Raw genomic sequence first — 21,252 nt, 5'->3', positions numbered from 1 at the left:
TATATCATCTCTTATTGAACTAGACTGACAAATTGCTACCAACGGTAGCCTTTTTGTTCAACTAACTATCTCGTTAGTTCAATTAGTAACTTTTTCTGAACACTTGATAGTTACTTTATTTATCACATTTTTTTCTAAGATTTTATCAATAGAACTTTGAATATGATTAGAGTATTTCATTCGAATCCAATCAGATGCAAATTCATTTTCAGCATAAATTATTAATTCGTTATCATTAATCAAATCTAATTCAATGTTTTTAAACCATGTGTTTAACTCATTCGAACTAATGTTCATTTCCAAATCATTGATTAATTCGCTACGTAAAGTATTAATTTCCATCCAAATACCCCCATTACTTTTATAACTTAATTTTACCACATCCTTATTGAACCAAACTTCCATTTAGTGCATAAAAAAAGAACTGCCGAAGCAGTCCATCGTTATACAACTAACGCGCCAGTTAGTTTTATAAGTAGAAACAAGTTCTTTATCAAAAAGCTTTTGTTATTCGTATAAAAACCATTTAAACGGTATCCATTAATTACATAAGTAATTTATCTTTTACAGGTTGTAACCTTTTGAATTTTTTATTATAGGATTGTCTATCCAACAATTCTTCAACCAATTTAATAGCATCTTCTTTTCTATTAGCTTTTACATAGCTTTCAATAATTTCGATATATTGTTTATCGTATGGAACTTTCTCATGTTTAATTAGTTCAAAAGCTTTATCAAAGCAGTTAGTAGCATTTTTATAATCTTTTATATTAATATATGTACCACCATTACCTACATGTAAATCTGCACGTTGCAGAACATTTAGTGTTGGTAATTTCAAACCTTCATTTCTAATTTGAATTGCTTTCTCAAATTCTTTTCTTGTTTCAGCATCAAAGGCTTCACTATGAAAATGCTCAAACTTAGTTAAATTTTTTCTAGGCTTTTTTGTTTTAAGTATGAGCCATATAAAGACTAAATCAACGATTATTGTTAGTGAATCATATCCTAGTTTTTCTAAATTAAAATGTCCCCAATTCCTATATATTAAATGAATGATATGCCATGTAAAGGTAATACAAAATAAATATAGAATAAATTTACTCAATTAAGTACCAACTTTCTATGTTTAAGTAAATTTATTATACATTATAGAGTTACATTTAGAGCGATTATGTTAGTATTTTATACCGAAAAGAAATCGTTCTTGTTCAACTAAAATGACAGTTTGTTCAATAAAAAAAGCCGCATATGCGACTCGTGATCTTATGCAACTAACTTGCTCATTAGTTCAATAACTATCGTAACAACTTATTTGTAAAGGGAACCCTAACCCACCAATAATGTTAATAGCCTTTGAATCTAAAACAAAATTACACTGCCCATCATAAAACACGCCTATTACGACCTCGATATTCTCTGCTCCGCACTTTCTAATTAATTCAAGATGTTTGGATAAATTCTCCGCAAGCCATAGTAATCCGTAATCTTCTGATTGTTTGTGATTTTCAGGAGGATATAACACACAATCACCATAATGAGAAGGTTTACCTTTGTATACTCCTATTGCTGTTATGTCCCCTATTTCAATTTTTTTGCTAAGAGTAAGTCCAGTTAATTGTTCTACTTTATTAGGAGAAAAATTATCTCCATATATATGACACGCAATATTCATTTCAGTAATCATCATTAATACCACTTTTCATATGTTTTTTAAATCTTTAATTTAACTAACGTGCTCGTTAGTTGAATTAGTTTAATAATTTATTCTACATTTACAGTTTCTCGTACATTGTTAGAGTAAGACCTAACTCTCCCATCATCTCATGCCCTGTTTCAACAACAAAATTTCTATTTGGGAACAATTCTCTTACTCTTCTTGTCCAATAAGAAACTAACACCTTGGCAAATTCATCAATTATTTTGTGATTTTCCATTGATTTAGTATAACTGCCGATAAAAAAATCACCTATACTTCTGCTATTAACCCATTGCTCTATTTTAGGTTTCTCACCATTAAATTGCTTTTCAAGTCGTTTAACCTTCTCAAATGCCTCTTCACCTTCTGCATCAAATAACTCTGAGATGAAAATATACCCATTTATTTCAACTATATCTGGGCATAGAGTGTATGCGATAGATAAAAAATCATCAATTGAACAGCAATTCGCTGAATGATTGAAAAGGCTTATTCCCTTTTGTTCATCAAACTCTTGAAATATTTGATTATCTACAAAACCTTTAGTTAATTTATAATCGGACATTTTATCACCCATTCGAATTATATGATGGTTTTATTTTATCATAATCTTATTCCACTAAACTGCCAGTTTCCATAATAAAAAGGCTGCAAAACAGCCTTTATTGATCTTCAACTAACGCGCCAGTTAGTTGAATAGATACATAATTATTATTAATCTCATTTTTTATTTGACTTATTAAATATCCTTGTAAGAGAACTAAAAAAAGGATTGTTACCACCCTTATTATTCAATTGATTAGTAATCCAAGAACGGTCTGTAAGATTTAAAAGTTCTAATACAGTTGTAGCAACTTTTTCAAATTCTTCTTCTGATTTTGCGTTCTCAAACACAAACCAAGGATCATCCTTGATTGATTTTGCACCTAATCTAAATCGCTTGTTTATATCATGAGCTGTAACTTTGCTAGGTGGAATATACTCTCCCCAAGATGTTGTTACCCCTTCAATTGAACAGCTCGTTAATTCGACCACAAATGAGCCACCCCATTTATTAAATTGAAAAGTAATTAAATCGATGTTTGTTTCATTCATTCTTCTAAAATGAGGTAACGATCCTTTAAAACCTTGTTCTCTTAAATAAGGAATTACAACATTTCTCAAAGAATTATCCATCATTTTTCTTTCATACGTTGCCATCTTAGTTCTCCTTTATGATTATTCAAGGAACAAATAATACATTAAAAATATATCTATGAATCAAGACATATGCAACTAACGCGCCAGTTAGTTGAAGTTCATTTAGAAATTTTTATACTTATTCTTTTCGGGAAAAACCTTAAGATAAGTTACAAATACTACTATTATAAAGGGAACTATAAGTAACAATTCTAATGGTAAGTTTGGGTAAAAATATTCCGCTATCATAGCAAAAAATTCATATTCAAAGTAAACCATTGCTATAAATGCTAAAATCCTTATTATCAATTCAAATAGACCTCTTCTATTAAATTTGTTACTAATATTATAACATCCCTTATTAAACCAAACTGCCATTTAACAAAAAGAGCATGATCGAATAGTGATCATCCTCTTTTTGTTGTTCAACTAAACGCGCCAGTTAGTTACATAAGGTATTAGTTACTTTTACTTACTTCGAACATATGTGACAATTCAATTTGCCAAATACCATCTTGATTTCTTTTGAAACTATAGGCTGTGCCAGTGCTATATTTACCAGTATTAATACTTATTGTCGCACTTGCCTTATCATTCTCATAAGTTTCTTCAGTTTTATTATAGTTTCGATATATTAATGCATCTATTTTTGAATTATTATAGGGACCATTAGTAGATGTATATGCATTGTCAAAATTCTCTCTCGTAGGGAGCATTTCATCTTTAGATGTTAAATTATATATACCATTGATATTATCCTTTTCTACCATATCAAAATAGATTAATAATATCTGTGTAGGAGTCAATCCTTTTAATTCATTAGAACTGCCGACTCTTAAAAAATTTAAGTATTTACGTTTATCTTCTTTACTAAATGTTGCTATATAAGAGAAATGAGTGGTTGGTTTTATATGTGTTAATTGTGTAGAAATATCTTCAGGTTTTAATTTTATATAAATATAAACATTACTTCCGATACTTATAAATAACAAAATACCTAAGCAGATTATTGTTTTTTTCAAAAACTCCTCCTCCTCAATAAACTATATTCAACCTATGTAGTAATAAACCTCTTATCGTACTAAACTGCCAAATAGTGAAACAAAAAAAGAGCCACATCTGCGACTCTAGATTTTGAACTAACGCGCCAGTTAGTTGAATAAGAACATTCAATCACTTTGTGTATTTGTTAACCGTAATTGAATAATGATAAATCTCAATATCATTATCTATGAAGCCTCTTTTTTAAGCACCTTTAAGTGTTTGAAACATATTTTGTCTACCAACACCATTATCAGTATGAAGGTATATTTTCTCGGCACGTAATCCATTTTCACAAATATACTTAACAAGGTCATAGCCTGTTGGTAGTAAATTTCCTTCTCCGTCCTCACCTAAATCATGATCAAGAGAAAGAATATGAACATTATAATTCCTTAGATAATAAATGGCTTCCTCTATGTTTCTTGCTATGATATACCCATCAGGACAGTCTCTTAAATCATCGACGTATAAATTTATCGTCGCTTTTTGCACTTTCAATCACCTCTTAAAACTTGTCTCTATACCATTCATATTCAATTAATAAGCATTACTTCCTGCTATTGAAGTAATGCGCCAGTTAGTTGCATAATTATTTTTTTATTACAAATAATGTTTTCTCGTAAATTTGAATTTTATTGATATCAAACTTATTTAAGATTATGCTTTGATCTAATTTGAAATTTCTATCCTCTTCCTCGTCACCAGACCAACATATATATAACTCACAATAATCTCCTTCTTTGAGATAAGAATATATAAACTGACAAAGCGCTTGGAAACTTTGTTGTGATTCTGAATTGCTCTTTGGATACTCTCTCATATAGTTATTATTAAACCAAATACCTGAACCACTATCAGTTAAAAATTGATAAACAAACTTAGTTGAAAAGTGCTTTTTTACATTTTCAATAGCTGCTTCATCTTGGAATTCTTCATAAATCAAAATTTTATCATCGCTATCTTCCTCACTAAAAGGCACCTTAAAATTGCATCCAAGATAATTCACTATAGTCATTTCACATACCCTTTCTAACATTAGTTCTTTTAGTTTATCAGCTTTTCTAATTGAGCTAAACATCCAAAATTAATAAAAAAAGCCGCATTTGCGACTCTGAGCTTATTCAACTAAAGCGCCAGTTAGTTAGATAAGGAAGATTAGTCTTGTTCTTTTGATTGGCATAATTCTTTTGCGATTTGTATAATTCGCTCCACAGATATACCTTTACTTTGCTCTACTGCTAGTGGGTGTTTAGTGGGTTCTAACTCAATAATTGGACGCAAGCCAACTGTCCGAGTATGTACCATTGTTTTTAGATTTATTGTTTCTGGATAACAAGTAATATCTGTCGATAGCCATCCAAACATTGGTTCCAACTTCTCTTCTCTAAGAGGATCCTCCCAAAAATCAGTTGTTTTATTAAAATTCTCTTCGCTTAATGATACCCAAACATCCCAAATAAATGTTTGATCTGCATCTATAACAGGAATTTCAATATTTCCACGAATAAAAAAATATTTATCATCAATTATACATAAATCATCGTTCATCTCAACACGATTTTCTTGCTCTTCTTCTGGAATATCATAAACACATAATCAGGTACAGAGCTTCCATAACTCATCGGTAACTCATCATGGAATTTTCCACAATATTTGCATTCAAAACCTTTACTCATTGGATTGCCTCCAAATACTTTTTAATAAATTAATACTAAACTAATTATTATTATTGATAAAGTATCGCCTTGTTGAACTAGTCTGCAATATAGTAAAAAAGAGGATGATCGAAAATTGATCTTCCTCTTTTTATTGTTTAACTAAAGCGCCAGTTAGTTTAATAACACACTAAAGACGATTAAAAGTTACTCAGTCACACGTTTTCCTTTACCATCATATTTTAACAGTACTTGATATGTCTCCTCGGGATTAGCTTGAATCTTTTCCACATCTTCCTTGGTTATCTCAAATTCAATTAACCAACTAACCATACCACCAGAATCTGTACGCAAGTAATACTTACTAGCTTTTTTAAATATTTCTACGTACCTATCTATATATACGATTTCCATATTATTACCTCTTTAATAAAACATCTTAATTTATATAGATTATATCATTCCTTTTTCAACTAAATTGCCATTTTGCACAATAAAAAAATCGGCCATACAGCCGATCATGTTGTTCAACTAACGCGCCAGTTAGTTACATAAGGAACATTTACTCCTGTCCTATTTTACCTCTAAAGCAAAGGCGTAAAAGGCATCTCCGTTTGAAACTTGTTCTTTCTTTTTATCCATCCACCATACTCCGTAATAATAATAATAGATCCCTTTATTTGTAGGCGCAGTAAAACGATTCTTTTCTAATACGACTTCAACATCTGTATTATTGTTCTTCTGAGTTACATGTATCTCATTTGGTTTTGGATTATAATTCATCACGAAAGTGACATCTACGCCGGGTCTCACTTCAATAGGTTTTTTATCTTTTAATAATTCAACTGGTCCAGCTGTATCAACGCATCTCCCTTTGTTTTTTGTATTCCAGCAATAAGTCCCTAGCTTCGTTTCATAAGTTTGCTTACCGATCTGAATCATGACTTTTGGAGGCTTATCTCCTTTCATACCATCATTTGATGAACAACCCGTGATATTTATAATAAGAAACAGTATAGTTAAAGTTATCCATTTATACATGTAATAACTCCTCTCAATTTGAAATCTTTACAATCCATCACACATCTTGTCTACTTATAGCTATTCAATTAAAAAGGCTAATAGTCCTTTCCTTCATCAAGTAAATGCTAAAAAGTGACAAAGAGGATGATCAATTAATGATCATCCTCTTTATGTTAATGAACTAATGCGCCAGTTAGTTACATAAATATATTTAAAACTTCCTATAAATTCCCTTTTATCCAATCAATAATTTTAACAATTACAGAGATACCAGAATCCTGCGGAAATAGCCAAATAGCGACAATTATGCTTAACACTACAATAATTGCCCATACAAGTCCTTTATGGACCACATTTAAAAATCTTGTAACTATACACCCCATCGTAGCGATAATCATATTTATCACAAAAATTAGTGGGAAAGCTATGATTCTACCTAGACCTGTATATGGGAAAAAGGCTGTCAATCCCCACAAGATTATAACATTTAGACACACAGCTATAAGTAGCTGTTTGATATAGTTCATTTCTAATTCCCCTTTAATATATTTATCCTCTAATGAATCTTGCAATTTATTCCTTCCAAACAGATATTTTACTTTGCACGAAAAAACTCTAGTGGTTGGTCGTTCATAATAAACTCTTACTTTAATTACTGATATCCCAATCATACACTATTGAACTATACCGCATATCATTGAAAAAGGAACTGATCATTAAATCAGCTCCTTTAGGTTACGTAACTAACGCGCCAGTTAATTGAATAAGTTTAATCATGTTTTTTTATAAATCAGTAGTTATTTTTAGATGGTTTTTCCTTGAATTATTTATTAATTGAATGAGTTTAATTGGTATATAACCTAATAACCCTCCAAAAGTATTTAAAATTAAATCATCAATGTCAAAACTTCCAATGTCAAATAATAGCTGAATTACTTCATAAGTTAAACTTAAACTAAAAGATGCAATTACGATAACTTTAAAATTTTTGAACCTTTTCAATAGTATTGGAAGGATGAAACCAAAAGGTACAAAACCTATAATGTTTCCAACTAAGTTTGTAATCCTTATATTTAAATTTATGTCAGCTAAAAATAAATAATAAATAATAGTTTTTAAAGGAATAAAATTATGTCCATGCCAACGATTATCATTATTGTTAAAATTAAAATGACTGATTATTTCTGATGGAGAAACATATTTAAATAGTATTTGATTTGTAAGGATTACAAGATAAAGACAAAATGCTAAAGTTAAGACAATTTTCATAAATAATTTCATTGAACCACGACTCCAAATAATTATTAACCACTCACCAAATATAACATAATTTACCAATATTGTTTTATTCCTTATTCGATCTGCCCGTTTGTCCAATTAAAAAAGACTGCCGAAGCAGCCATTGTTGTTTAACTAACGCGCCAGTTAGTTCAATATGGAATAAACTTTTTTGTTTTATGTTATTCATTTGCTGGATTTTTTGATGTGAAATTACTTTTCCCATTTCAACCTATCAAAAGCATAGCTTAAACTAATACTTATAACTTTCCCATTAAGGTGTGTAAATGCAAGATCCAAATTTTTTTTTTGGTCTACATAACCAATCACATAAATTGATTGTTCTTGGTCTTCATCTTTATAGTAATTTTCGCCATATGTTGATATTACATTTTTAATTGTTGTTCCACTTCTAATTCCTTTATCAGTTGAAGAATGAACATTATCTTGTAAAGTCGTAACTTGTAAAATTTCACCTGTTTCTCTTTCAACACTCATAATAATATCTTCATTCCAATATTGGTCGTAATTCCTTGTATATTGTTTATTATCAGGGTGAGCTTCGAATTGTCCATAACGATCAACAAAACTTTTATCTTTAAAATGCATACTTAGTTTTATATCATCAATATTTTCATTAGATAAATCTGTTGTTTTAACTTCTTTCATTACTTCTACTCGACTTGCTGAACTACATCCTGACAAAAATAAAGCTACCAACAAAATACATAAAACAATTCGATTTATTTTAACCATGAACTTACATGTTTCTAAAATCATAAATTTCACTATTAATATTAATTTGTTTTTCATTAACCAAAATCTCTTTATTATTGATCCAACGAACATTGTAAGGTTCTGAAGATAACCACAATATAAATTTACCTTTTTTCTTATTATCTTTTGAGGTTAATTGACCAATATAACTATAGTCCGACTTTAATAATACGCCCCCAGCTAAGTATATTGTTAGTTTCTGTTTTTTGTTAGGAGATTCAAGTTCTTCTATTTTATCAAGTTTTGCAACATTTACGTTTTTCAAATCGCTAATAGAATTTGTTTGTTTTGAATTGAAAAAATAAACAAAACCGATACAAGCAGAAACTACAATTGAAATAATTGAGTATAAAATTATTTTTTCTTTTTTCATGTTATGTAATTTATCTCCCTGTAATATTTAACAACTAAGATATTACACTTCAACAAAAAGGGAATTTTTTCCTGCTGTTGAAACTAATTAATTCTGTTTTTTATTACATATCCTTATTCAACTAATCTCCTAGTTACACCAATTAAAAAAGCTGCATATAAGCAGCTCGTTAGTTGTATTAGCTAACTTTTAAATACATAAAAATCTTCTTAATATAAAAAAAATAATACAATAACAATAACCACAGGTAATACAGTTAATGTTAATACCGTCCCTAAAATACTAAGAATTAAAATCTGCCAATTATATTTTGAACCTCTTTTTGTTAAGTAAACAAATATTGGAAAGCTTCCAATTATGCTTATGTAAATGTTATATGAATATTTAAAATTAGGACTTAAATAGTTAAATAAAAACAAGGTACCTACTATGAGAATCTGAAGTATTACAACCAACTTAAACGAAAAGATATTATTCATATACTCCCCTATCAACCTTAAATATGTTTGCTATCAATTTATTTCATCACAAATGATTTAATCTAAATCATACCAACGAAATTCAAATGGGTTTTCTTTCAATAAATGGAATTCTTCGAAATATACTGGTTCATTACTGTTTTCCACTGTTGGATGCAATACTTTAAAACCAACACTTTTTATACTTACGTTTGTTAATTCCTTATCACTACCAATATATTGTATTTTTACTTTCATTAATTTTTCAATTTCATCAGAGTAAATAGAAACTTCCCAGTTTCGAGAGCTTCCTTGTTCATTTATATTTGCGTAATATTTAGGTTCATTCATTGATATTTTTTCTACATTTTTTTCATCAAGATTGGTGCAACCTTGAAAAAATAATATTGAAAAAACTAATAGAACCCCATTAATAAATTTTAGCATAATAATTCCCTCAAAATCGTAGATTAAGTTTTTGAACTAAAGCATGCATTAGCTTCATTATTGTTAAAAGCCTTTAAATAATAAATTACATATAAACAACAACATCAATATGACAACAAAAATAATCCCATTTTTATCTGGTTTTTCTTTCTTTTCACGCATGGTTTTTCTATATTTTGATTGAATTTCTCTTTGTTTGTCTCCTATTTTCATGAGAAATCTCCTTTAAAATAAAAAAATATTTCCTTAATTCTCTCATTGTTAATCACCCTATTTATATTCCATAGAATTCCAAAAATCCCTTTTCCTTGTGCTACTAATCTGCCTTATACATAAATAAAAGCAGCCCATGGCTGCTATTGATCTTCAACTAATGCATCCGTTAGTTGAATTGCTACAAAATTAAAATGATTAAATGTTTTGATCTTTATTTTGAAGGAGTTCAATTATTTTATCTAACTGTTCTTCTTGTTTTTTAAAGTAAGACTTTACTCTTTTTATTAAATCAATAAGAAGATAACCAAAACTAACAACAACCAATGCTATTAAAAAAATATATAAAAACATTATTATTCCCTCCACAAATTAATATAAATTTATTAATTCGTTTTGAATTATTGGTATTCCTTTTATGCAAATTATATCATAATAATCCGTAAGCGACTCATGATCTATAGAACTAACGCGCCAGTGAGTTTAATAAAGAATTAAAATTATATCTAATTTACTAAGAAATTTTTTTAAAATACACAAAGAACGTTGAACAAATTACCATAAAAACAAATATCAAAGGCATTGCAATCAAGTAAGTTATAAAATCTACATTCAAAATATGATTTAAAATACTTCCACTTAAACTTGATACGAGAAGTAACATGAATCCAGTTATCCAAACAGATCTTTCTTTAACTTTAAATTTTGCTATACAATTAGGACAAGATAAAGTCAATTCTTTAGTAAACAATGCTTTATAAATATTTTTTTGGGGAATTACTTCTTGGCATTCATCACATATAAATTTTTGCATAAAACATTATCCCTCTACTATGTATTATTAGGTTAATCTTTATTAAGTTTATCATTGTTTTTTATTAGACTATACTGTTTGTTTCTCATTAAAAAACGAGGTACCTTAAGTAACTCGTTTTATTTAACTAAAGCGCCAGTTAGTTCAATAAGGCTTTTCTTTGTCTTATTATAAATATTTATAATATGATTCAGTATGTGACTTAATTGAACAATTATTTTTATAAAACACATTTTGCATTTTAATATTTGTCTCATGTGTGCTTCCTATATAAAAGGTCGCACCCATTTTTCTTAAAACCCACAAAGAATGATAGTGAAATTGAACACTCCTACCTTTACCCCTCTCTTGAGGTAATAGACCAAAATAATATAATCTACCCTCGTCTATTGTTCCAGGCTCTATATGAGGAATAGATATGCCAATGGGTTTATTTCGCTCGTATATAGCTATACAAGAATTTTTCCAATTTGACCCCAATAGGCTTTTTACAGAATCTAGATGTTCCTCCATTGAGAGTGAAGATGTCCTATTCTCAGAACCACTCATACATTGTTTCCATAGCATTTTGAATTCATCTTCAGAAAGGGTTTTGTTTCCGATGGAGCGCCATTCATACTTAGAATTTTCCTCACTGATATCTTGCAATGATCTTAATACTTCAACTTTAGAAGCATATCGTTCAAATCCAAGATTAAGTAATAGCTTAGAATAATTCAAATAATGTTTTGAAGATTTGTTAATTAAAACACCAATCCGATTAACTTGCCTTTTAATACTGAGATTAATTAAATTTTTCAATTCAATTTCAGAGTTTTTATTGTTATTCACTGTTTCCTTCTCTTCAATGTTTATATGTTCAGGCGCACCGTTTATTATCTTAAACAAGTCACTATTCAGCATATCGACTTTTAAAATTTCATCCATTTAGTTCATCTCCATATAATCTCTCAAATTAACTCCGTAGCCTTTTAGTTATTCTATATGACTATAAATAGTCCTTCTTATTTAACCTTCCTGCCATTTAGTCGAATAAAAAAAGCCGCATTTGCGACTCGTGATCTTGTTGAACTAACGCGCCAGTTAGTTGCATAAGGTAAATATAAAAATCCATGAATTATTGAGCATACTTTATTGGATAACTCCTTTATTCGCAGCCCATAACCTGTGAACACTCACTAATTCTTGATCGTTGAATTCCATTCTATAAATATCTGGTTTAGATGTGCTATATAAGAAGTTTAAGTCATAGTCGCTATTGTAATATCTCATCATTAAAGTCATAACAGCACCATGTGTACCTACAACTACTTTCTTACTCTTATAGTTATTTAATAGTTCTTTTAAAACTTTTACAGCTCTTTTTTGGCAATCGGCATTAGATTCTCCACCTTCTAACGCAAAATTAGGACCTGAAAAAGATTTTTCCAACAATGGATCCAATTCGTTATCAGAAATACGCTTGTCTTCAGAAGTAAATTTTCTCTCCCTTAAATCTTCAAACACTAAAACATCTTGTCCAATTTGTTGAGCTAATTGTTCAACAGTTAAAATTGAACGAATGTATGGACTCGAAACAACAGCATCTATTTCTTCATCTTTCAATATCTCAGTTACTTTTTGAGCATCTAAATGCCCTTTCTCAGATAATCCTCTTGTTCTTTCATTTCCCTCTTTTGGCGAATCACCGTGTCTCACCATATAAATAAACGTGTTCATAAACTATTTTCCTCCCAAAATTTCTGGTATCTTCTTCAACTATACTACCAGACACTGAAAATAGGAGCTGAATGATGATCAGCCCCTATTTCATATACAACTAACTCTGATCGTTATTTGTATAAGACTTTACATATTTCTAAAATCATAGTTTTCACTGTTGATATTTATTTGTTTCTGATTCACCAATATTTCTTTATTATTGATCCATTTAATAATAAAAGGTTCGCCAGGTAACCACAATATGAACTTTTCTTTTTCCTTCTTATCTTTAGAACTCAATTGACCAATATAACTATAATCAGACTTCATAAATACTCCACCAGTTAAATAAATAGTTAGTTTATGTTTCTCGTCTGGAGATTCAAGTTGTTGAATTACATCAAGATTTTTGACATTGACATCTTCCAATGCAGTAATGGAGTTTGTCTGATTAGTGCTAAAAAAATAAAAAGCACTGATGCATATAGAAATTGCAATTATAGTGTATATGACAACTTTTCGTTTTATCATAATTAAAAATTCTCCCTATAAAAATTTATTCCAAGTATATTCATTTCTAACTGAAGGGAAATTTTTCCTTCTTTTGTAAATTATTTATTAAACTGACAAATACATAAATAAAAAAGCAGCCATTTGCTGCTTTGTCACTCAACTAACGCGCCAGTTAGTTGAAGAAGCAAATTATATTAATTCTAAAGCTATTTTATTTTGTTAATTTCAGTGATTAACACATCTAGAGCTTTACTTTGATTTGATTTTTTCATTGTAGTGATAAACATTTCGCGATTTCTTGTTAGTGTTTCGAGTGCATTAAGAAGTGAGTTGTCTGTTAAATTTTCTTCCTCTAGCATCATAGCAAAACCTTTTTCTTCAAATGATTTAGCATTTAATATTTGATCCCCTCTACTTTGATTTTTAGTAAGAGGAATAATCAACATAGGCTTATTCAATGCTAAGAATTCAAAAATGGCATTTGAGCCACCTCTAGTTATTATCATACTAGATGCAGCTATAATATCTGCTAATTCTTCATGTACATATTCAAACTGAGCATAGCTTTGTCTACCAAGTAAACTACCATCAATATTGCCTTTACCACATAGATGTACGATTTGATAATTCTTCGTTAGTTCATTTAATGAATTTCTTACTGTTTCATTTATTTTCTTAGCACCTAAGCTCCCACCCATGATTGTGATAATTGGTTTGAAACTATTAAAATTTAGAAATTCAATTCCTTGTTCCTTAGACCCATTTAATAATTCTTTTCTAATAGGTGAACCAATTACTGTTGTTTTGCTTTTTGGAAAATGATTTCTTGCTTCTTCAAATGATGTAAAAATCTTTGTAGCAAAACGTTGTGAAATTTTATTTGCTAGACCAGGAGTCATATCACTTTCATGAATAAATATTGGGATTTTAAGTGAACTTGCTGCAATTATTACTGGAACAGATACGAAACCACCTTTTGAAAATAGTAAATTTGGATTTAATTTTTTTAAAACTCTCCTCGCATCTACGCAGCCTTTAATTACTCTAAATAGGTCAATTACATTTTCAATATCAATATAACGTCTTAATTTTCCGCTAGATATTCCAAAATAAGGTATTTCCAACTTTTTTATAAGTTCTTTTTCAATTCCTTTTTTAGAGCCTATATACTTAATTTCCCAATCATTTTTATTTAACTCGTTAATAATTGCAATATTGGGTGTAACATGTCCAGCCGAACCTCCACCAGTAAAAACAATCGTTTTTTTAGACATATGGTTTGAATATCTCCTTACTTTATATAAAATCATTAACTAATAAAATCATACGGTTTTAATACTTATATATAAAGAATTTTAAAAACATTTATGATTCTATTTTAAATACAAAGCTAAAAAATAGCTAAATACAAAAAAAGAGTCGATCACTTTCGACTCTTAAATAATTTCTTCAACTATAGCGCCAGTTAGTTGCATAAGCAATATCTAATTAACCTACATCCATTCTTCAGCAATCTTAATATCTTTTGATAACATTAGATTTGGATATTTCTTATCTAATTTCTTTAAGCATTCTATATAATCAATGCTACTCACTTTAGCTGAAATGTCTTCAAAAATTTCACTAATCCAATAAATTTCTTTTTCCGAACAACTATTAAGATAGTTGATTGTTTCAATCACATTAATACTAAGTAATTCTGTTATTCTATCCCAATATTCGTATATTTTAGGATCATTCATATCATGGTTAGAACGTTCTTCTATTAGTTTTCTTACTTGGTTAGTATCTAGCATTATTTCCACCTTATTTCTTTTGCCTTAGTTTTTATTGAGCTAACGCGCCAGTTAGTTCAATAAGAAATATATCTTGAATAGCGGATAATCAAAGTTCTTCATTTGATTTTGACTCCAAAACGCTAGAATCAATAAAAAATAAAGGTTCCCAAAACCGTAACCTAAATCCCTTGCTAGCTTTTGATTTAGGTTTCAACTCTTTCTTCATAAAGGAAACAAATTGAAACGGTGTTTCATTTGAATACTTAGACAAATAATTGAAAAACTCATCCGTTTGTAATGAAAAACTCAATGCTTCCCCTTCATTTTTAGTTTCAAAATTATAATAGTCAATTGTTTCATATCCACGAATTTCTCGTTCACGCTCGATTCTCTCACCCACACCCATACCTACCATTCCATTAGTAGTGATAGCTGTTAATCGATTGTTAGGATCAAAGTAAAACCATATGTAGTAATATGCTTGTTCATCTTCTCTAAATCCAATCTCGATAGTAAATGAACGTGTTGTAAGTTCATAATTACCTGTTAAGATCGTATCATCGAATTTTGCACCATTATTCTGTAAATAAGAACGAAACTTATTTAATTCTGTATAGAAATCCTTACCTTTCAGAATTTTACAAGACTCCTCACTTGAAACAGTAGGATTTTTTACTATAACACTCGATTCATGTTGATACCCATAATTATTAACTAGCATTGTTTCTTTTTCCGTTTTGAAGTCCCCAACTGTAATTACATCTCGATTCACATAGCGGTACCATCCATATACTCCAATTGAGATTAAAAAGAGTGTGACAACTAAGGAATATTTTACTAATCTTTTTTTCATTTACTTTCCTCTACCCCATATATAGCTCTCTATAATTCATTTAAACAATTTAATTAAATTATAACATTCCTTATTCAACTAAAGTCATTTAGGATAATAAAAATTAGACTACCGAAGCAGTCTAACGTTGTTCAACTAAAGCGCCAGTTAGTTGCATAAAATTTATTAAAACGCGACATAAAAAGGGTGTTCATCTTCATTTAGTATTTTTAGAATTCTTTCTTTGAAATTTGACCATGTGATCATTTCTAATGCCTCTTCTAGTGTAAAGAAACCTACCTCTAAACTCTCACTACTAGTTTGCATTTCTCCACCGATTGCTTTCCCTAACCAACATGTCGCGCAAACATTCGATTTTAAATTATGATAAATACCACAAAACTTGATTACTTCGATATCAATCCCAGTTTCTTCTTTTACTTCTCTAATAACGCCATCATGAATAGTTTCACCGATTTCGATTAGCCCACCTGGAAATTCCCACCCTCTACGAGGACCTTTAATTAGCAAGATTTTACCTTCTTCATTTAAGACAACTGCACCAGCAGATAAAGAATGTTTAGGATTAGAAATTTTGCCCACCGCCTTTATGGATAATTTAAAACCATAGATTCTTATTTATTTCATCCTAAATTTTTAATTTCCTATCATTGTTGTTCAACTATTCTTCTATTTGTGTAATTAAAAAATCGACTACAAAGTCGATCAAGTTACTAAGCTATTGCGCAGTTAGTTGAATAATACTCCACTCAATATTTAGTATTCTTAAATTCTTTTTTTGTGTAAAAAGCTAGTGCGAAAGGAATTACAGGGAGAAGCGCAAGTAATCTAAACCAATTATTCGCACCACCGAAATATAACATTGGAAGAAATAACGCCATTCCACTCACTAGAAAAGACTTCCAAGATTTTTTCCAAAGCCCCAATGCCAAAAGAAACAATCCAGTACCAATTAATCCCCAAAAGACAAGTCCTACCCAATAGAAACCAGCTTGTTCCATTTATTCACATCCTGTCTATTTATTGTTTATCTATAATTATATGCCCCTGTTCAATAATCCTGCTATTTAGCAAAATAGAGGATGATCGTATAATGATCATTTACTACTATTGCGCCAGTTAGTTCAATAACCCTTAATTAAAATAATCATTACCCCACTTCAAAAACTTCGACCAAATAGATGCATCAAATACAGATTCATTATTTAGGTTGTATACTTCACCGAGCCCTTTCCAATCGTGAAATATGAATCCTTTTGGATATTTTCTAATCTGTATAAGTTCAATAAGTAAACCTTCAAAAGCCATTTCGTATTCACCTTGATTATAATAATGCCTTACTTCTTTAATGGCTTCAGTATCTAATACTTCTTCTGATGAAATTATATATTCATTAAGCCTCTCAGGTTTCATATTTCCCCTCTATTTCTTATAACTGTAATTAATAATGAACAAAATATATTCCTAATATAATCCAACTAATGCGCCAGTTAGTTCAATAGGAAAATCATTTAATTTTTGGCTAAAGAGAGAAATCAAATCGGCTTTTAATCCTCTACGACCCTTGCATGATACCAGTGATCTGATATTTTCTTTATCTTAAAGGTTCTTTTTGTATACGATTTTGTTAAATATTTAGGTTTATACCTATCTTTTCTGTATACCAATGAATATCGACCATTTTCGATTTCAAATTGTACTTGGTTTTTATAAACTCTTATTAAGGATAACCACCTACCATCACTTTGATGAAAAGCATTTGCTACAATATTCTCCAGAGATTCTTGCTCTTTTTGGCTCATCTTTACTTCAACGTAATCTTCAGTGTTCACATATATATACTCTAAATAGACTGTTCCATCAGGATTCTCATTTACCTTTATATAAGATTTCATCATTTGACCTTTGTTAAATTCACGATAAGCCACGTTCGCTACAGTCTGGAAATCGTCTTTATAAGTATCAAAATCATCTACTTTGTTCTCCCAAAGTGAAGTGTAGTACATAATAGTCCCTGGTAAGAAGGGAGAAATTATTAATTATACACTAGATGAAATGATGACTATCAATAGTGATTTATTTTTTTTCATTTAATTTCATTTATCCTTTCTGTATTCATTTTCCTGAATAGTTAATAACTTTGCATTCAAACCGGAATTATCTCAACGCTCTCAACGCTTTTATTCACAATAGTAAAATTCCTTTTAATTATATATCGAGTAAATTAATGATTTTTTTAATTTAAAACCATAATCGTTTATCCATTTTACATATTAAAAAGGCTACCAAAGTAGCCTCTTGTATTTCAATTAACGCGCCAGTTAGTTCAATAACATTCTCATGGTCGAACAACTCCAAGTTCAATTAACACCTGCCAAATAATAATATAGATAAACGCAGATAATCCAATCAATGTAATCCAAGAATTAATTGTCTTTTTTCCTCTTATAATTTTATAAGAAAAGTAGAAGAAAAATGTTAATAATAGGATTATAACTACTGTTACAAACAGTTCTATATATACAAACATGATGAATACTCCTTTTGTTGAACTACTCTAGGTGAATTATAATAAAAAATACGAATTCTAAATTCAACTAACGCGCCAGTTAGTTGAATAAATTCTTATATAGTGTTCCAATATTGATGGCTTACTTCTGCAAGTTTACTAATTGAAATTTCTTGCTTTTCTTGTTCATAAATTTTTATGGTTTCTGTTTGTATATAGAAGTTACCACCAGTATTTAAGTTACTTAAACACTTTAAAACTACTTTATTATCTATTTCTTCTGCTTCTATGATTTCCAACTCATACTTTTTCAGCAACTCTGAATCAATTACAGTAAAATTATTCTCTTCCCAAAATTTGAAGTTAATTTCCTCGTAATTTATAAACTCACATATAATAGATTTAAAATTTTTATTAATTAACTCTGCTAAATACTCGATCTCGATTTCCATTGATATCGTTTTAGTACGTTCTATAAGTTGAGTAATAGTGCCATCGTGAAACAAATTAAGTACATTGATTTGTTCTATACTTTTCAACTTTCCACCTTCTAATAGATACTTGTGATATGTAACTAACGCGCCAGTTAGTTGCATAAGAATGTATTTTAGTGGTTTTTCAGATGAAGGTTAAATTCTCTATAAAGTCTTTCAATATTTTCATTAGATTTTAATTCAAGATTACTATTAATGCATTGAACAAAAGCCCTAATTAAATTGTTTAGTTTGCATTTGTCTTCAAATACTTTTTTTGTTTTCAAATCATAATTTTTTAAATAAATACTAATATGTACGTTCCTATCGTCGATCATTTTGAATTCCCATCTGTATTCAAGTGGTTCATCTAACATTGTAAAATCAATTTGTTTCCTTGGAAAAGCGGATAGATTCGGTACTAACTGATAAACACAATTTAGTAAATCCTCTAAGGGATTTTCAAATAAATAGGAACATACGAATTCAAATTTATTGCTATCAATATTAATGAAGCCTGAGGCCCAGGTATCACCATTTTTATATTTATATTGAAAATCAATATTTTGTGACATCAATACCAACTCCCTTTATACCACAATTATACTTACTATTAATTTGTGGCAGCCAGTTATTCAAGAAACGCGCCAGTTAGTTGAACAACAGCAAGTTTATTTCTTGAAACAACGGAAACATCCTTTTATATGAAATCTTCAAAAATAATAAAAATAATAACAATAGTAACCGGAATAGCACTCATCCACTTTGGTATTTTAATATTAAATTTACCCAAAATTCTCCTCAACAAGTTTAATGATAATATAAAGAGATTTATGACCAAAAACACAACTAATAAAGTATTCATGAAAGAATACTTGTGAAGAAGAAATTTAGTTCCGACGAAAAGCGAAGGAAAAAAAATTCCCAAAGCTAGTAATTCAGCTAGATCATATCTTCTAGCAATAATTTTGGAAACCCAATTTCCATATTTCTTTAATAATGACATTTTTCAAACACCCCAAATATTACTAATCAAATTTCTACATTCTAAACTGTAGTTATTACTTACTTTTGTTGAACTAACGCGCCAGTTAGTTGAATAAGACCTAATTTAATAAGCTAATTATTTCAATATTTTGTGGTTCATCTAATTATTCTTTCTTTTTACATACTTTAAGAATAATGAAACTAATAATAAACTAATTAAAGAGGAATCGATTATTCTAACAACAACTATTCCATAACTTAAAATCGAAACATCGTCGATTAGATACCAGAGAAATACAAAAAATATTGTTAAAAGAATAAGGATTAACCAAAAAATGAGTTTATTCCTAGTATAAATTGTAGAATTTTTTTGTCTCTGAAATAATGCCCTGAAATACATATAACAAACAATTGAAATAATTCCAAATAGTGTACTTCCATGCTGTAAAAATTTATATAAAGGTATGTTAAACCCATAGATGTTATAAGTGTTAGTAAATACTGCCGGAAACATCAAAACCATATACCCATTTATATGAGTAAAAGAATCCCAGGCTATATGAGTAAACATGCCAAATATAGCAGAATAAATAAATACCACTAATTTTAAAGTATTTTTAGATTCCAATCTATTTGAATAATTATCTTGTAGGAAAACCGGTAAATGATTCATTAATGGTTGATGTACAAATAAATGATAAATAAGGTAAATTAATGAAACTAAAGGTAGATTATAAAAAATAAACCCTGTAAAGGTATGCCCAACTTCCCCAATCGGTTGACCTCTTAAAAAATATTCAAAATCTGGAGCCATACTTCCTAAAACCATTGCAGAAAAATTAATATATCTGCTTTTTCTTGAAAATGGCAATACGGCTGCTGGATGTGCAAAAGTTAAAGGCATTGATATAAACTCCTATTTTTGTATTAGTTCATTCAGAACAGTTTTTACTTTAAATTATATTCAAATATTGTATCTTTTTATATACTTTTCTGTATCAATTAACCTTCTAAATAGTAAAGTAGGAGCCAATTATAGGCTCCTACTTTTGTTCAACTAACGCGCCAGTTAGTTGAACAGCAATTTATCCAATTTTTAATATTATTCAGATTCAGGTAACTCAAATTTGGAGAGCCTACATTCATAAAGGTCATCATCCGGATTTTTCCAACATAGTATCCTAGGAACCTTAGAAAACCTATCCTCTTGATATGTTAACTCAATTAATTCCTTTATCGTTGCTTCTCCGTAATCCTTTATCGTAACCTTCTTTTCATTAGGTATCTCCAAAACTTTAATAATCGCCATCTGTTCCTTACTTAAACCAAGTTTATCTCTAACCCAATAACTAGCAATTTCTTTGTTCTTGCATAAGACAACTTCGTGCTTTTTACCAACTATTACTTCATATACCTTTAATTCATTCATAAATACTCCCTCTATCAATCAGTAAAACAGCCATTCAACTAACGCGCCA

The 21,252-nt window shown here is 29.3% G+C and carries 33 protein-coding genes and 1 pseudogene; all 34 read right to left on the bottom strand.

Annotated features, from left to right (window positions below; genetic code table 11):
• Window positions 1-78: 78 nt before the first annotated feature.
• The gene (locus ABID96_RS10845) at window positions 79-342 is read right to left on the bottom strand and encodes a DnaA N-terminal domain-containing protein (RefSeq protein WP_192604387.1); all 264 of its coding nucleotides are present in this window, start codon (window positions 340-342) and stop codon (window positions 79-81) included.
• A 202-nt stretch (window positions 343-544) separates the two neighbouring features.
• Window positions 545-1,108, bottom strand: coding sequence for a tetratricopeptide repeat protein (locus ABID96_RS10840; protein WP_192604386.1), 564 nt, complete (start codon window positions 1,106-1,108; stop codon window positions 545-547).
• A gap of 183 nt (window positions 1,109-1,291) precedes the next feature.
• Complete coding sequence (locus ABID96_RS10835) at window positions 1,292-1,687, bottom strand: hypothetical protein (protein ID WP_192604385.1); 396 nt, start codon at window positions 1,685-1,687, stop codon at window positions 1,292-1,294.
• 88 nt (window positions 1,688-1,775) lie between these two features.
• Window positions 1,776-2,264, bottom strand: coding sequence for a hypothetical protein (locus tag ABID96_RS10830; protein ID WP_192604384.1), 489 nt, complete (start codon window positions 2,262-2,264; stop codon window positions 1,776-1,778).
• Window positions 2,265-2,419: 155 nt separating this feature from the next.
• Window positions 2,420-2,899, bottom strand: coding sequence for a DUF4304 domain-containing protein (locus ABID96_RS10825; protein ID WP_192604383.1), 480 nt, complete (start codon window positions 2,897-2,899; stop codon window positions 2,420-2,422).
• A 437-nt stretch (window positions 2,900-3,336) separates the two neighbouring features.
• Window positions 3,337-3,900 carry a hypothetical protein gene (locus ABID96_RS10820; RefSeq protein WP_192604382.1) on the bottom strand — a complete coding sequence of 188 codons (564 nt, stop codon included), beginning with the start codon at window positions 3,898-3,900 and terminating at the stop codon, window positions 3,337-3,339.
• 223 nt (window positions 3,901-4,123) lie between these two features.
• Window positions 4,124-4,414 (bottom strand): cyclic-phosphate processing receiver domain-containing protein, encoded by a 291-nt coding sequence (locus ABID96_RS10815; RefSeq protein ID WP_377896855.1) that lies wholly within the window; start codon window positions 4,412-4,414, stop codon window positions 4,124-4,126.
• Between the two features lie 97 nt (window positions 4,415-4,511).
• Entirely contained in the window at window positions 4,512-4,937 is a 426-nt protein-coding gene (locus ABID96_RS10810; RefSeq protein ID WP_192604381.1) for a hypothetical protein, read from the bottom strand.
• A 140-nt stretch (window positions 4,938-5,077) separates the two neighbouring features.
• Window positions 5,078-5,598 (bottom strand): annotated as a pseudogene (locus ABID96_RS10805) (DUF2199 domain-containing protein).
• A 186-nt stretch (window positions 5,599-5,784) separates the two neighbouring features.
• Window positions 5,785-5,991 carry a hypothetical protein gene (locus tag ABID96_RS10800; RefSeq protein WP_192604558.1) on the bottom strand — a complete coding sequence of 69 codons (207 nt, stop codon included), beginning with the start codon at window positions 5,989-5,991 and terminating at the stop codon, window positions 5,785-5,787.
• Window positions 5,992-6,150: 159 nt separating this feature from the next.
• Window positions 6,151-6,618 carry a hypothetical protein gene (locus ABID96_RS10795; protein WP_192604559.1) on the bottom strand — a complete coding sequence of 156 codons (468 nt, stop codon included), beginning with the start codon at window positions 6,616-6,618 and terminating at the stop codon, window positions 6,151-6,153.
• A gap of 203 nt (window positions 6,619-6,821) precedes the next feature.
• Window positions 6,822-7,172: a hypothetical protein gene (locus tag ABID96_RS10790; protein ID WP_192604560.1), complete on the bottom strand. Its 351-nt coding sequence runs from the start codon at window positions 7,170-7,172 to the stop codon at window positions 6,822-6,824.
• Between the two features lie 211 nt (window positions 7,173-7,383).
• Window positions 7,384-7,881, bottom strand: coding sequence for a VanZ family protein (locus ABID96_RS10785; RefSeq protein WP_192604561.1), 498 nt, complete (start codon window positions 7,879-7,881; stop codon window positions 7,384-7,386).
• A gap of 210 nt (window positions 7,882-8,091) precedes the next feature.
• Complete coding sequence (locus tag ABID96_RS10780; protein ID WP_192604563.1) at window positions 8,092-8,691, bottom strand: hypothetical protein; 600 nt, start codon at window positions 8,689-8,691, stop codon at window positions 8,092-8,094.
• Window positions 8,639-9,028 carry a DUF5412 family protein gene (locus tag ABID96_RS10775; protein WP_192604564.1) on the bottom strand — a complete coding sequence of 130 codons (390 nt, stop codon included), beginning with the start codon at window positions 9,026-9,028 and terminating at the stop codon, window positions 8,639-8,641. Before ABID96_RS10775 ends, ABID96_RS10780 begins: the two co-directional genes overlap by 53 nt.
• Window positions 9,029-9,564: 536 nt before the next feature.
• Complete coding sequence (locus ABID96_RS10770) at window positions 9,565-9,933, bottom strand: hypothetical protein (RefSeq protein ID WP_192604565.1); 369 nt, start codon at window positions 9,931-9,933, stop codon at window positions 9,565-9,567.
• Window positions 9,934-9,996: 63 nt separating this feature from the next.
• Window positions 9,997-10,146, bottom strand: a complete 150-nt coding sequence (locus ABID96_RS10765) for a hypothetical protein (RefSeq protein WP_192604580.1) — start codon at window positions 10,144-10,146, stop codon at window positions 9,997-9,999.
• Between the two features lie 198 nt (window positions 10,147-10,344).
• Window positions 10,345-10,500, bottom strand: coding sequence for a hypothetical protein (locus tag ABID96_RS10760; protein WP_192604566.1), 156 nt, complete (start codon window positions 10,498-10,500; stop codon window positions 10,345-10,347).
• Window positions 10,501-10,660: 160 nt separating this feature from the next.
• Complete coding sequence (locus tag ABID96_RS10755; protein ID WP_192604567.1) at window positions 10,661-10,960, bottom strand: TIGR04104 family putative zinc finger protein; 300 nt, start codon at window positions 10,958-10,960, stop codon at window positions 10,661-10,663.
• A 168-nt stretch (window positions 10,961-11,128) separates the two neighbouring features.
• Window positions 11,129-11,887, bottom strand: a complete 759-nt coding sequence (locus ABID96_RS10750; protein ID WP_192604568.1) for a GNAT family N-acetyltransferase — start codon at window positions 11,885-11,887, stop codon at window positions 11,129-11,131.
• A gap of 204 nt (window positions 11,888-12,091) precedes the next feature.
• A complete protein-coding gene (locus tag ABID96_RS10745; RefSeq protein ID WP_192604569.1) occupies window positions 12,092-12,679 on the bottom strand; it encodes a histidine phosphatase family protein in 588 nt (195 codons plus the stop codon).
• Between the two features lie 129 nt (window positions 12,680-12,808).
• Window positions 12,809-13,192, bottom strand: a complete 384-nt coding sequence (locus tag ABID96_RS10740; RefSeq protein ID WP_192604570.1) for a DUF5412 family protein — start codon at window positions 13,190-13,192, stop codon at window positions 12,809-12,811.
• Window positions 13,193-13,380: 188 nt separating this feature from the next.
• Window positions 13,381-14,448 (bottom strand): undecaprenyldiphospho-muramoylpentapeptide beta-N-acetylglucosaminyltransferase, encoded by a 1,068-nt coding sequence (locus tag ABID96_RS10735; RefSeq protein ID WP_192604571.1) that lies wholly within the window; start codon window positions 14,446-14,448, stop codon window positions 13,381-13,383.
• A 219-nt stretch (window positions 14,449-14,667) separates the two neighbouring features.
• Window positions 14,668-14,970, bottom strand: coding sequence for a hypothetical protein (locus ABID96_RS10730; RefSeq protein WP_192604572.1), 303 nt, complete (start codon window positions 14,968-14,970; stop codon window positions 14,668-14,670).
• A gap of 88 nt (window positions 14,971-15,058) precedes the next feature.
• Entirely contained in the window at window positions 15,059-15,805 is a 747-nt protein-coding gene (locus ABID96_RS10725; protein WP_192604573.1) for a hypothetical protein, read from the bottom strand.
• A gap of 165 nt (window positions 15,806-15,970) precedes the next feature.
• Entirely contained in the window at window positions 15,971-16,378 is a 408-nt protein-coding gene (locus tag ABID96_RS10720; protein WP_192604579.1) for an NUDIX hydrolase, read from the bottom strand.
• A 176-nt stretch (window positions 16,379-16,554) separates the two neighbouring features.
• Complete coding sequence (locus tag ABID96_RS10715; protein ID WP_192604574.1) at window positions 16,555-16,806, bottom strand: hypothetical protein; 252 nt, start codon at window positions 16,804-16,806, stop codon at window positions 16,555-16,557.
• A 133-nt stretch (window positions 16,807-16,939) separates the two neighbouring features.
• Complete coding sequence (locus tag ABID96_RS10710) at window positions 16,940-17,218, bottom strand: hypothetical protein (protein WP_192604575.1); 279 nt, start codon at window positions 17,216-17,218, stop codon at window positions 16,940-16,942.
• Between the two features lie 134 nt (window positions 17,219-17,352).
• Complete coding sequence (locus ABID96_RS10705; RefSeq protein ID WP_192604576.1) at window positions 17,353-17,811, bottom strand: hypothetical protein; 459 nt, start codon at window positions 17,809-17,811, stop codon at window positions 17,353-17,355.
• Window positions 17,812-18,143: 332 nt separating this feature from the next.
• The gene (locus tag ABID96_RS10700) at window positions 18,144-18,335 is read right to left on the bottom strand and encodes a hypothetical protein (protein ID WP_192604577.1); all 192 of its coding nucleotides are present in this window, start codon (window positions 18,333-18,335) and stop codon (window positions 18,144-18,146) included.
• A 95-nt stretch (window positions 18,336-18,430) separates the two neighbouring features.
• Window positions 18,431-18,853, bottom strand: coding sequence for a hypothetical protein (locus ABID96_RS10695; protein WP_192604578.1), 423 nt, complete (start codon window positions 18,851-18,853; stop codon window positions 18,431-18,433).
• A 68-nt stretch (window positions 18,854-18,921) separates the two neighbouring features.
• Window positions 18,922-19,362 (bottom strand): hypothetical protein, encoded by a 441-nt coding sequence (locus ABID96_RS10690; protein ID WP_377896854.1) that lies wholly within the window; start codon window positions 19,360-19,362, stop codon window positions 18,922-18,924.
• A gap of 572 nt (window positions 19,363-19,934) precedes the next feature.
• A complete protein-coding gene (locus ABID96_RS10685) occupies window positions 19,935-20,678 on the bottom strand; it encodes a DUF4184 family protein (RefSeq protein ID WP_192604586.1) in 744 nt (247 codons plus the stop codon).
• A gap of 198 nt (window positions 20,679-20,876) precedes the next feature.
• Complete coding sequence (locus tag ABID96_RS10680; RefSeq protein WP_192604585.1) at window positions 20,877-21,203, bottom strand: hypothetical protein; 327 nt, start codon at window positions 21,201-21,203, stop codon at window positions 20,877-20,879.
• Between the last annotated feature and the right edge of the window lie 49 nt (window positions 21,204-21,252).

It is taken from the genome of Gottfriedia sp. OAE603, from assembly GCF_040543965.1.
In the GTDB taxonomy this organism is placed as follows: Bacteria; Bacillota; Bacilli; order Bacillales; family Bacillaceae_G; genus Gottfriedia; species Gottfriedia solisilvae.
Note: the sequence above shows the minus strand (reverse complement) of the source record. Positions and strands in the feature narration are given on the sequence as shown.

What these genes read in the sequence shown, in the direction of transcription:
- ABID96_RS10795 (WP_192604559.1), bottom strand. Translation starts at nt 6,618, where the DNA reads ATGTATAAATGGATAACTTTAACTATACTGTTTCTTATTATAAATATC.
- ABID96_RS10845 (WP_192604387.1), bottom strand. Translation starts at nt 342, where the DNA reads ATGGAAATTAATACTTTACGTAGCGAATTAATCAATGATTTGGAAATG.
- ABID96_RS10760 (WP_192604566.1), bottom strand. Translation starts at nt 10,500, where the DNA reads ATGTTTTTATATATTTTTTTAATAGCATTGGTTGTTGTTAGTTTTGGT.
- ABID96_RS10745 (WP_192604569.1), bottom strand. Translation starts at nt 12,679, where the DNA reads ATGAACACGTTTATTTATATGGTGAGACACGGTGATTCGCCAAAAGAG.
- ABID96_RS10785 (WP_192604561.1), bottom strand. Translation starts at nt 7,881, where the DNA reads ATGAAATTATTTATGAAAATTGTCTTAACTTTAGCATTTTGTCTTTAT.
- ABID96_RS10725 (WP_192604573.1), bottom strand. Translation starts at nt 15,805, where the DNA reads ATGAAAAAAAGATTAGTAAAATATTCCTTAGTTGTCACACTCTTTTTA.
- ABID96_RS10705 (WP_192604576.1), bottom strand. Translation starts at nt 17,811, where the DNA reads ATGTACTACACTTCACTTTGGGAGAACAAAGTAGATGATTTTGATACT.
- ABID96_RS10825 (WP_192604383.1), bottom strand. Translation starts at nt 2,899, where the DNA reads ATGGCAACGTATGAAAGAAAAATGATGGATAATTCTTTGAGAAATGTT.
- ABID96_RS10770 (WP_192604565.1), bottom strand. Translation starts at nt 9,933, where the DNA reads ATGCTAAAATTTATTAATGGGGTTCTATTAGTTTTTTCAATATTATTT.
- ABID96_RS10740 (WP_192604570.1), bottom strand. Translation starts at nt 13,192, where the DNA reads ATGATAAAACGAAAAGTTGTCATATACACTATAATTGCAATTTCTATA.
- ABID96_RS10730 (WP_192604572.1), bottom strand. Translation starts at nt 14,970, where the DNA reads ATGCTAGATACTAACCAAGTAAGAAAACTAATAGAAGAACGTTCTAAC.
- ABID96_RS10685 (WP_192604586.1), bottom strand. Translation starts at nt 20,678, where the DNA reads ATGCCTTTAACTTTTGCACATCCAGCAGCCGTATTGCCATTTTCAAGA.
- ABID96_RS10715 (WP_192604574.1), bottom strand. Translation starts at nt 16,806, where the DNA reads ATGGAACAAGCTGGTTTCTATTGGGTAGGACTTGTCTTTTGGGGATTA.
- ABID96_RS10830 (WP_192604384.1), bottom strand. Translation starts at nt 2,264, where the DNA reads ATGTCCGATTATAAATTAACTAAAGGTTTTGTAGATAATCAAATATTT.
- ABID96_RS10700 (WP_192604577.1), bottom strand. Translation starts at nt 18,335, where the DNA reads ATGTTTGTATATATAGAACTGTTTGTAACAGTAGTTATAATCCTATTA.
- ABID96_RS10710 (WP_192604575.1), bottom strand. Translation starts at nt 17,218, where the DNA reads ATGAAACCTGAGAGGCTTAATGAATATATAATTTCATCAGAAGAAGTA.
- ABID96_RS10800 (WP_192604558.1), bottom strand. Translation starts at nt 5,991, where the DNA reads ATGGAAATCGTATATATAGATAGGTACGTAGAAATATTTAAAAAAGCT.
- ABID96_RS10765 (WP_192604580.1), bottom strand. Translation starts at nt 10,146, where the DNA reads ATGAAAATAGGAGACAAACAAAGAGAAATTCAATCAAAATATAGAAAA.
- ABID96_RS10755 (WP_192604567.1), bottom strand. Translation starts at nt 10,960, where the DNA reads ATGCAAAAATTTATATGTGATGAATGCCAAGAAGTAATTCCCCAAAAA.
- ABID96_RS10775 (WP_192604564.1), bottom strand. Translation starts at nt 9,028, where the DNA reads ATGAAAAAAGAAAAAATAATTTTATACTCAATTATTTCAATTGTAGTT.
- ABID96_RS10835 (WP_192604385.1), bottom strand. Translation starts at nt 1,687, where the DNA reads ATGATTACTGAAATGAATATTGCGTGTCATATATATGGAGATAATTTT.
- ABID96_RS10750 (WP_192604568.1), bottom strand. Translation starts at nt 11,887, where the DNA reads ATGGATGAAATTTTAAAAGTCGATATGCTGAATAGTGACTTGTTTAAG.
- ABID96_RS10780 (WP_192604563.1), bottom strand. Translation starts at nt 8,691, where the DNA reads ATGAAAAACAAATTAATATTAATAGTGAAATTTATGATTTTAGAAACA.
- ABID96_RS10690 (WP_377896854.1), bottom strand. Translation starts at nt 19,362, where the DNA reads ATGTCACAAAATATTGATTTTCAATATAAATATAAAAATGGTGATACC.
- ABID96_RS10735 (WP_192604571.1), bottom strand. Translation starts at nt 14,448, where the DNA reads ATGTCTAAAAAAACGATTGTTTTTACTGGTGGAGGTTCGGCTGGACAT.
- ABID96_RS10680 (WP_192604585.1), bottom strand. Translation starts at nt 21,203, where the DNA reads ATGAATGAATTAAAGGTATATGAAGTAATAGTTGGTAAAAAGCACGAA.
- ABID96_RS10810 (WP_192604381.1), bottom strand. Translation starts at nt 4,937, where the DNA reads ATGACTATAGTGAATTATCTTGGATGCAATTTTAAGGTGCCTTTTAGT.